This is a genomic window from Streptomyces sp. KR55 (genome assembly GCF_052245645.1).
In the GTDB taxonomy this organism is placed as follows: domain Bacteria; phylum Actinomycetota; class Actinomycetes; order Streptomycetales; family Streptomycetaceae; genus Streptomyces; species Streptomyces flavusporus.
In genome coordinates, this window is sequence record NZ_JBQQCE010000837.1 from 1 (window position 1) to 2,085 (window position 2,085).

3 protein-coding genes are annotated in these 2,085 nt (G+C 65.7%); 1 reads left to right on the plus strand and 2 read right to left on the minus strand.

What is annotated here, in order from left to right:
- The coding region (locus ACTWQJ_RS50750) for an FAD-dependent oxidoreductase (RefSeq protein WP_443313098.1) at positions 1 to 420 on the minus strand (420 nt) is incomplete at its 3' end.
- A 434-nt stretch (positions 421 to 854) separates the two neighbouring features.
- Positions 855 to 1,142: a hypothetical protein gene (locus tag ACTWQJ_RS50755; RefSeq protein ID WP_443313099.1), complete on the minus strand. Its 288-nt coding sequence runs from the start codon at positions 1,140 to 1,142 to the stop codon at positions 855 to 857.
- Between the two features lie 137 nt (positions 1,143 to 1,279).
- On the opposite strand from ACTWQJ_RS50755, the gene ACTWQJ_RS50760 reads away from it, so the two are divergent.
- On the plus strand, positions 1,280 to 2,085 hold an 806-nt coding region (locus ACTWQJ_RS50760; protein ID WP_443313100.1), incomplete at its 3' end, for a helix-turn-helix domain-containing protein.

Here is a 2,085-nt window from a genome sequence, read left to right on the forward strand (position 1 = left end):
GGCGAGGATGGCGGCGTCCTCTGGGCTGTTGAGGGTGTAGGCGTGGTCGTCCACGCCAGGGACGGCGACGGTGTCCGCGATGCTGCCCAGGCCGTAGACCAGGGTGTCGTAGCGCAGGACCCGGTCGTCGTCGATCCGGACGGTCTTCGCCTCGGCGTCCACGGCGGTGACCCAGCCACGGACGAAGCCGGCGCCGGTGCCGTCCAGCAGCCCCGGGATATTCATCTCGGCCGTCTCCTGACCGGTGGCGGTCATGTGCAGTCGGAGCCGCTCGGTGAAGGTGTCATAGGGGTTGACCAGCGTCACTCGCAGGTTTCCGCGTTTCCTGGTGCGGGCCGCGAGCTGGATCGCGGCGGAGAGCCCGGCGTAGCCGGCGCCCAGGACCAGGACCTCGTGCTGCTGCGCTGCTGTCGCGTTCATCGCTCTGCTGTCTCTTTCGTGTCGGTCGTTCCCGCTGTGCGGACGACCACCAGACGCAAGCTGCCCTTCCGTTCGTGACATGGGGCCGATATGACCCACGTCACATCGAGAGGAGAGAGCGTGCGCGGCATCGGCACTCCGAGCACCGCGACGCGCTGCATGCAATCATGATCGACTGGCTTCACACGGGAACTGACGGAACAACAGGATCCGCAGGTCAGCGGCAGGGCCTGGTGCTTCCACGCCGCCCGCGAGCACGACCGCCTCTACGCCACCCCGACCAGCGGAACAACGCCCTCACCCTTTGATCGCGGGCTTCACTCGAAACGAACCGCCCCCCAAATCACCGATCGCCATCACCTCGACACCTGAGCGGCGCCCACGATCGGCTCCGGAGTCAACCCTCGAAGGACTTCTGGAGCCGACCACTAAGCTCAGCCGAGACCACGATGGGCGGCCCACAACGCCCCGGCGCGGCTGGCAGCGTCGGCAACCAGGGCCGCCAGTTCGGGTTTGTCGGGGACAGGGAACGAGACGTATGTGCCCCGACCACCGCCGACTGGTCGGCCATAGGCCTTTGCGGCGAGGTGACCATCCGGGAGAAGCCGGACGTTGAGTGTGGTCAGTGTGAACGCTTCACCGCGTCGAGTGTCCGTCCAGCGGAGCGCCTGCGGGATCGTGACGTTGATCGCCAGAGCACTCACTTCCAGGTCGCTGCTCATGGACGGATGATCTCACGCGAGTCGCCGCAGGCGGCCGCCACCGCGAGAGCGCTTATGTAGCAAGGCTGCACCCGTCCCGTGTCTAAAACTGACGATCATCGTTGACACCTGGGTCTCCGATCACTACGGAGATCCACATGCCGAAGTCCACCCCCACCACCCCGCCGCTTGACCGTGAGGCCAAGCGGCGCCTGGCCGTCATACGTCACGTCGAAGAGGCCACCGGGAACGTCGCGATGTCCTGCCGGTACTTCGGGATCAGCCGACAGGCCTACTACACCTGGTACCGCCGTTACCAGGCCGAGGGCGTCGAGGGCCTGCGCACCCGCTCCAAGGCGCCGAAGACCTCGCCGAACGCGACTCACGTCGAGGTGGTCGGGAAGATCATCTACCTGCGGCAGAACTACCACTTCGGCCCCGAGAAGATCGCCATGTACCTCAAGCGGTACCACGACGTCACCATCAGCAAGTCCGGCGTGTGGCGCATCCTCAACCGCCTGGACATGGGCCGTCTGCCGGCCTCGCAGCGCTACAAGCGCCACGACCGCAGATGGAAGCGGTACGAGAAGCAGCTGCCCGGCCACCGCGTCCAGATCGACGTGAAGTTCATCGAGCCACTCGCCTCAATGCCACAAGGCCGCCGCGGCGGTCGCAACAAGTACTACCAGTTCACCGCGATCGACGACTGCACCCGCCTGCGAGTCCTGCGGATCTACCCGACGCTGGACCAGAACACCGCCATCCAGTTCCTCGACTACGTCATCCAACGCCTGCCGTTCCAGGTCGAGGTCATCCAGACCGACAACGGAGCTGAGTTCCAGTCCGCCTTCCACTGGCACGTCCTCGACAAGGGCATCGCCCACACCTACATCAAGCCCCGCACACCGCGCCTGAACGGCAAGGTCGAACGATCCCACCGCATCGACGCCGAGGAGTTCTACCG